Origin of the sequence: Mesorhizobium sp. M7A.F.Ca.CA.002.05.1.1 (assembly GCF_003998335.1) — a bacterium.
GTDB lineage: Bacteria > Pseudomonadota > Alphaproteobacteria > Rhizobiales > Rhizobiaceae > Mesorhizobium.
In genome coordinates this window covers 1-6,560 of the sequence record NZ_RZQI01000286.1, presented here as the reverse complement: position 1 = coordinate 6,560, position 6,560 = coordinate 1, and the positions used below count along the sequence as shown (strand labels likewise).

The 6,560-nt window shown below is 62.4% G+C and carries 8 protein-coding genes and 1 tRNA gene; 3 read left to right on the top strand and 6 right to left on the bottom strand.

Translation table 11 applies throughout. The features are described from left to right. Together EN939_RS16225 and gluQRS are read right to left on the bottom strand one after the other, a co-directional pair. A partial coding sequence (locus EN939_RS16225; protein WP_164751021.1) for an EamA family transporter occupies positions 1 to 390 on the bottom strand: 390 nt, incomplete at its 3' end. 140 nt (positions 391 to 530) lie between these two features. Continuing rightward, entirely contained in the window at positions 531 to 1,406 is an 876-nt protein-coding gene (gene gluQRS / locus EN939_RS16220; RefSeq protein ID WP_127268793.1) for a tRNA glutamyl-Q(34) synthetase GluQRS, read from the bottom strand. Between the two features lie 73 nt (positions 1,407 to 1,479). Between gluQRS and EN939_RS16215 the strand changes: the two genes are divergently transcribed. Together EN939_RS16215 and EN939_RS16210 are read left to right on the top strand one after the other, a co-directional pair. Next, positions 1,480 to 2,121 (top strand): DNA-3-methyladenine glycosylase family protein, encoded by a 642-nt coding sequence (locus EN939_RS16215; RefSeq protein ID WP_127268792.1) that lies wholly within the window; start codon positions 1,480 to 1,482, stop codon positions 2,119 to 2,121. A 128-nt stretch (positions 2,122 to 2,249) separates the two neighbouring features. Then, positions 2,250 to 2,807: an HNH endonuclease gene (locus tag EN939_RS16210; RefSeq protein WP_006328497.1), complete on the top strand. Its 558-nt coding sequence runs from the start codon at positions 2,250 to 2,252 to the stop codon at positions 2,805 to 2,807. A 388-nt stretch (positions 2,808 to 3,195) separates the two neighbouring features. On the opposite strand, the gene EN939_RS16205 is transcribed toward EN939_RS16210, so the two are convergent. Further along, positions 3,196 to 3,714: a disulfide bond formation protein B gene (locus tag EN939_RS16205; RefSeq protein WP_127268791.1), complete on the bottom strand. Its 519-nt coding sequence runs from the start codon at positions 3,712 to 3,714 to the stop codon at positions 3,196 to 3,198. A gap of 34 nt (positions 3,715 to 3,748) precedes the next feature. Continuing rightward, on the bottom strand, positions 3,749 to 4,336 hold the full coding sequence (locus tag EN939_RS16200; protein WP_127268790.1) for a YqaA family protein: 588 nt from the start codon (positions 4,334 to 4,336) through the stop codon (positions 3,749 to 3,751). A 275-nt stretch (positions 4,337 to 4,611) separates the two neighbouring features. Between EN939_RS16200 and EN939_RS16195 the strand changes: the two genes are divergently transcribed. Further along, positions 4,612 to 4,696: transfer RNA gene (locus EN939_RS16195), tRNA-Leu, on the top strand. 169 nt (positions 4,697 to 4,865) lie between these two features. On the opposite strand, the gene EN939_RS16190 is transcribed toward EN939_RS16195, so the two are convergent. After that, complete coding sequence (locus EN939_RS16190) at positions 4,866 to 6,071, bottom strand: glycosyltransferase family 9 protein (protein ID WP_127268789.1); 1,206 nt, start codon at positions 6,069 to 6,071, stop codon at positions 4,866 to 4,868. A 270-nt stretch (positions 6,072 to 6,341) separates the two neighbouring features. After that, a partial coding sequence (locus tag EN939_RS16185; RefSeq protein ID WP_164751020.1) for a hypothetical protein occupies positions 6,342 to 6,560 on the bottom strand: 219 nt, incomplete at its 5' end.

Genomic DNA, 6,560 nt, shown 5'->3' with positions numbered 1-6,560 from the left:
GAGGCGGATGCAAAGGCAAAGCCAGTGGCGCGGCAGGATCGCCTCGCCGAGAAACTTACCGGCAAGCACCGCCGTGATCAGTGGCTGCAGGCCGACGATGAGGGCTGAAAAGCCGGCCGGCATGCCCCTGTGGATGGCCCAGAAGACGGCGCCGAGATAGACGCCATGCATCAGGATGCCGGCGCCGGTGGCATGCAGCGCCTCCTGGCGGGTGGCTCTTTTCGAGCCAAGCACAAGCATCAGGACGGCCAGCAGGATAGCAGCGAGGACGAAACGCGCGGCGAGGAAGGTGAACGGTTCCGCCCACGGCATGGCGTAGCGCGCACCGATGAAGCCGGTGGCCCACAAGACGACGAAGGTGGCGGGGATGAACCGCTTGATGCTGTGCATGTTCCGGAGGCCGCCGTACTGGGGAGAGTTGACCGTGGCGCTGCTCTAATGCGCTTCAACCCGACGCGCAAAGCGAAACCATTGATCCATACATCACTGAAATTCAACGGCCGGCGCATTTGGCAGGTGATCTCGCCTGGTCAAAGCCCGACCGTCCGTCTGATGTCATCAGGTGATGCGCCGGCATGGCGCAGCGCGGCAAGACCGGTGTCACGGAGGCTCTTCGACAGCTTTCGGCCGTCGGGTCCGAGGATGAGGCGATGATGGAAATAGGCCGGTTGCGGCAGCCCCAGGAGTCGCTGCAGCAGGCGCTGCACGCCGGTGGCGGAAAACAGATCCTGGCCGCGTACGACGTGGCTGACGCCTTGCAGCGCATCGTCCATGACGACGGCGAGGTGGTAACTGGTCGGGATGTCACGGCGCGCCAAGATCACGTCGCCCCAGTCCTGCGGGCGGGCTTCCACGGAGCGCGTCGCGGAAAGCGTCTCGTCGGAATACTCCGTCCAGGACAGGTCCTTGCCGACACGCGCCATGGCGGCCTCGACATCCAGACGCCAGGCGAAGGGCGCATTCTCGACTATCCGCCGCTGACGTTCCTTCAGCGGCAGCGCCTTGTCCGCGGCGGGGTAGAGCGGCACGCCATCGGGATCGCGCGGCCAGTCGCGCCCACGCTTTTCGCTGTCGGTGATGAAGGCGCGGATCTCGCCACGGCTCATGAAGGCGGGGTAGACGAGTTCCTCCGCGATCAACCGCTCGAGCACCGCCTGGTATTCGGCGAAATGCTCGGACTGGCGGCGCACCGGCTCTTCCCAGCCAAGCCCCAGCCATTTCAGGTCGGCAAGTACGCCGGCCTCGAATTGCGGCGTGCAGCGCGTCGTGTCGATATCCTCGATGCGCAGCAGCAGGCGTCCGTGCGCCCGTGCCGCCAGCTTCTGGTTGAGCAGCGCCGAATAGGCGTGGCCGAGATGCAGGTCGCCGTTGGGGCTGGGCGCGAAGCGGAATGTCAGGAGTGTCATCTCTCAGGCGGCAATCATGTTTTGCGGCGCTTCGCCAATTGCTACCCTGTCGACGGTCGAGGAACAAGAAAGCATGCGCCGTATCGTGACATCAGACGACATTGCCCGGGGGCTCGACGCGCTTTGCGTGATCGACCCGCGCCTGGAAAAGGTGCGCGGCATGGCCGGCGAGGTGCCGCTGCGGCTGTCCGAGCCGGGGTTTCGAAGCCTGGCGTCGATCGTCGTCTCGCAGCAAGTGTCCCGCGCCAGTGCCGATGCCATCTTCGGCCGGCTGACCAAGCTCGTCGATCCGCTGACGCCGCAGGCGATCCTGGCCGCCGGCGAGGACATGTTTCGCGAAGCCGGCCTGTCGCGGCCCAAACAGCGCGGCCTGATCGCTGTTGCCCAGGCCGTGGTCGACGGCCTCGACCTTCATCACCTCTGTTCGCTCGATGCCGAGGAGGCGATCACGACGATGACGGCGGTGTCCGGCATCGGTCCGTGGACAGCGGAAGTGTATCTCTTATTCGCCGCCGGGCATCCCGACATCTTCCCCGCGCGCGACGTCGCGCTGCAGAGCGCGGTCGGCCACGCGCTCGGCATCGAGCCGCGTCCGCCGGAGAAAACCCTGATCGCATTGGCCGAATCATGGAGCCCGTGGCGAGGTGTCGCATCACGGCTTTTCTGGTCCTATTATCGCGAAACCAGAGGGCGGGACGCCGCGCCGCCGGCCTGAATCCGCAAAAAATCATAAAAATCATGCATTTTTGGCGCTTAGGCGACGCGACAATCCGCTTCACATCCCTGTCATGTCGGGCTTACAGTATCCGCGCCGTTCGGGTCTAGAACCAAGGAGGTGAACACGTGACGGTTGCCGTATCTCCGGATGGGCTTCCAGCACTGGTGCTGAATGCGGATTACCGTCCGCTCAGCTATTACCCCTTGTCGCTCTGGTCGTGGCAGGATGCCATCAAGGCGGTGTTCCTCGACCGGGTGAACATCGTCGCCGAATACGAGCACGCCGTCTCCTCGCCGACCTTCTCGATGAAGCTGCCGAGCGTGGTCAGCCTGAAGGCCTATGTGAAGCCCTCCAGGCACCCGGCCTTCACCCGCTTCAACGTCTTCCTGCGCGATCGCTTCCAGTGCCAGTATTGCGGCACGCCTGAGGATCTGACCTTCGATCACGTCATCCCCCGCCATCGCGGCGGCGCGACGACATGGGAGAATGTCGTTGCCGCCTGCTCGCCCTGCAATTTGAGGAAGGGCGGCATGATGCCCGCGCATGCCAAGATGTGGCCGCTGCAGAAGCCTTTCCAGCCGACGGTGCACGATCTGCACAACAATGGCCGCCTGTTCCCGCCCAACCATCTGCATGAGAGCTGGATGGATTATCTGTACTGGGATGTCGAACTCGAACCCTGAGATCGTTCGAGAATTCGGGAGGCTGGCCGTCTGGAGCAATTGTCTGCGCTTCCGCCTACCAGACCATGATATCCGACACTCCCCGGTATCGGACCAGTTCGGTCGTGCTCACTTATCAGCGGCTTCGCGCTTAAGGACCGGCTTCCCCCACTCCGTCGCTGCTTCGCAGCGCCACCTCTCCCCCCTCCGGAGGGAGAGGAAGGGAGCCTCTCTCGGAGGAGCGCTGGCTACAACAGGTTCGCGCCCCTTCCTCTACCCCGTCGATCGGGGGAGAGGTGGCTCGGCGACGCCGAGACGGAGTGGGGGTCGACCTGGCTCGGACGTCGAAGCCGCGCCACCCGAGTCAGCCCGACGAATTTTTGCGCGAACCCTGCGTCGCGCTGCTCAATCAGTCGCGGGTGAGGGCGCCGCGGAAGGCGACGGCGGCGAGGATCAGGCTGGCGATGGCGTTCCAGCCGGCCAGGGACAGGCCAAGGATGCGCAAGGCGGCTTTGTCGCAGGACGGCGGCACGAATTTGTCGAGCGCGTCGAGCACGCCCTTGCCGCCGGTGTCGACCGGCCCGGCGCCTGCGGTACAATCGGTCGGGCCGGCCCACCACTGCCATTCGACGCCGGAGTGGTAGACGCCGAGATAGAGGCCGTAGAGCATCAGGATGCCGCCGACGGCCAGCAGGCCGCGCGTCAGCCAACTGGGTGCGTGCAGCATCGACGCAATCACCGCCAGCACCATCAGCGGCACGCCGACATAGTAGGGCGTGCGCTGTTCGAGGCAGAGGTGGCAGGGGATATAGCCGCCGAGATACTGGAAGCCGAGCGCCGAGCCAACGGTGGCGGCCATGGCGACGGCGAGGAACAAGGCGGTCAGCGTGCGCTGGCGTCCGGTGTCGGCATTCATGGTCGCTGTCATTTCAATCAGTCCGTCCGGCTCGCAATGGTTCTGTTCAGAACGCGTATTTGACCAGGATATAGAGCAAAATCAGGGCAGCCGCGCCGGCGCCGGCGATGAGGCCGAGGCGCTTTTCGATGAATTCGCGGATCGGTTCGCCATAATGGCGCAGCAGCCAGGCGAGCAGCAGGAAACGGCCACCGCGGGCTACGATCGCCAGCACCACGAACAACAGCAAATTGACGCCGATGACGCCGGACAGGATCGTCACCACCTTGATCGGCGGCAGGTGGGCAGCGCCCGACGTGATCAGCATCAGGACGATGAAGCCGATGCCTGCCCCTGCGCGCAGCGCTTCGAACTCGTCGTACTTGCCGTAGAATTCGAGGATCGGCCTCGCCACCGCGTCATAGGCGTAGTGGCCGATGAACCAGCCGGCGATGCCGCCCAGCACCGAGGCGACGGTGGCGATCAGCGCATAGCGGTAGGCGCGATCCGGCCGCGACAGCGCCATCGGCAGATAGAGCACGTCGGCCGGCACCAGGAACACCGAGCTTTCGACGAAGGCGATGAAGGCCAGCCACCATTCGGCGGATTTGCGGGCCGCCAGCGACAAGGTCCAGTCGTAAAGTCCGCGAAGCATCGGCACTCCTAATGCGTGTCGTTCCATTGCGCAGGCAGGTTGGGGTTAACGGCATGCACGCAACAAAGACCCAGAGCACGCCATCCGTCCCCGCAGACGTGCCGCGCTTTGATGCGCCGCCTGTCTAGAAAGATTTTCCGCGCTGCACAATGGCAGCCCCCTCACGAAATCGAAAGGCGCAGTTTGGTCGCATCTTGAGGGCGCCGGAGAATTGGCCAGTTGACGAACAGCCCTCCAACCGTATAGTCCCGCGCCATCCAGGCCGCCCGGCCTGAGCCCCTATGGCGGAATTGGTAGACGCGCTCGACTCAAAATCGAGTTCCGCAAGGAGTGCTGGTTCGATTCCGGCTAGGGGCACCATCCTTCACTCTTCGAGCTTCGGGTGGGACAATTTAGCCTGTGTTTGTTTTGGGATCCGCTTGTGCGCGGCAGCGCCGGCGTTGCGTTCCCGGTTGGCCTTTTGGTGTATCGTGGTCTGCTGTTTCCCATGCTAACGCTTGCCGGCCCTTGTTCGCCTGCAAGTGCCCCTTCAGGCTGATCGGCGCTTTTCGCTCAACAAAACTCGCAGATGCGGTAACGCCGCATGCGCCACCGCCTTGGGTGGTTGCGTGAACATGCAAGGCGGTTCCGCAGCGCCTAGAAGGCAGGTCTTTTGCCAATCCAATGTAATGGACCAACAACCGCCGCAGACACGCGGGGCAATATTGATATTGTTCGGGTAGGCGTAATAGCCGATCGGCGTTGGACCGAAAACGACACAACACGGCGTCCCTACACAGCTTGCGATATGAACAAGCCCTCCCTCCATGTCGAAATGCATGGACGAGTTCGCAAGAACGGAGGTGATTTGCGGCTGTGTTGTCTTGGAAGAAAGGTTGTAGTCGGCCGAACTGAGGGTGCCTCCTACCACGCCGACTTGGACAACCGGAAGATCCGGCAACTGCGCCTTCACCTCTTTCACGACATCATCCAAGAACGGATAATCTCGCGTAGCTCGAGGGCGACCCGACTCCTCGCTGAAGGAATTATGGACGGTAATGTAGGGTTTATGGTCCAGTCCCAAGCTTTGAACCAAGGACGCATCCTCAGGTAACGGATATTGATGGCCGCCAAAGGGCACACCGCTGACATGGTTCAGAAAGGTGTCTCGCCTCACGTTCTGAAATTGGGCTACAAGTGCTGGATGGAAGTCCAAATGAGGATGCGCATCGATCGCATGCGAAAACATCTTCCGATAGGGTGCGATGCTTTGCAGCATTGCTGAAAGCGCCGGCCACCGTTCGGCAGCGGCAGAACTCATGTGCACAAGATCTACGGTGTGTGTGAGCTGCAGGACAAGAAGATATCGATGCGTGACCCACGTAAATACGCGTTTCGGAGCTTCAATGAAAGTTACATCCGGGAGAGGCTCGTAGAGCCAGCCCATTCCGCCCGTTACGGAATAGACGTCGATCTTTGCGCGGCCAAAGTGGCTCAGCAGATCGCGAATAAACCGGACGGCCACGATATGGTCGCCCATGCCGCCTGTTACACGAATGGCAATGCTGTCTCGTCGTTCTACGTTGATCGCTAGATGAAGTGCTAACGCCGCATTCTTGAAGCCGTTGCGCGTCCTGCGTGAGAAGCGCGTAAGGCCTCGATCTTGCCTACTCATGGCGATTCCTAAGCTTTGACGTTGAACATTCTTCCAGACGGTATCTACGCCGCCGCCGCTCCAGATGCTATCCAAGGGCATGGAGCGCTCGGCGATGCAATGATCGAGCCGGGACTGATGGCGAGGAGACCTGCGGCAGCCATTTCATTTTTCATGGCTCGGAATCCTCGCTCTGGCAGGGATCAAGACGCTTGCTGAGGGCATCCACAGACAGGACAACCGTTGGAATGCACTCGACGTTTCGACGGCCTCGAGTTCGGTGTGCCAGAAGGGCGGCGGCGTCATGCCGATCACCAACACGTCCGTCGGCTCGGCGTGGCCACCTGCGTACCGATATGCCTCAGCAGGCGGTCAAGACGCTTTGCGCGTCCCGCCGGTGGGGCCGCCGTCATTGGCCGCGCCGATCTCGCCAGCCGCCAGCAATTCGTCGAATGTCCGTTCGAGATCGGCATTGTCATCGGCTGCCGGTCCGCTGGGGGGATCCTGGCGTGTCAGCGTTTCCAGCCTTTGATGAAGCTGGCGGTTTTCATCGCGGCAACGGGCATGCGCGAGTTCGTCGGTCATGCCGCG

Bases quoted from the DNA above. Each gene is read 5' to 3' on its own strand.
- gluQRS (WP_127268793.1), bottom strand. From the start codon at position 1,406: ATGACACTCCTGACATTCCGCTTCGCGCCCAGCCCCAACGGCGACCTG.
- EN939_RS16215 (WP_127268792.1), top strand. From the start codon at position 1,480: ATGCGCCGTATCGTGACATCAGACGACATTGCCCGGGGGCTCGACGCG.
- EN939_RS16205 (WP_127268791.1), bottom strand. From the start codon at position 3,714: ATGACAGCGACCATGAATGCCGACACCGGACGCCAGCGCACGCTGACC.
- EN939_RS16200 (WP_127268790.1), bottom strand. From the start codon at position 4,336: ATGCTTCGCGGACTTTACGACTGGACCTTGTCGCTGGCGGCCCGCAAA.
- EN939_RS16190 (WP_127268789.1), bottom strand. From the start codon at position 6,071: ATGCCCTTGGATAGCATCTGGAGCGGCGGCGGCGTAGATACCGTCTGG.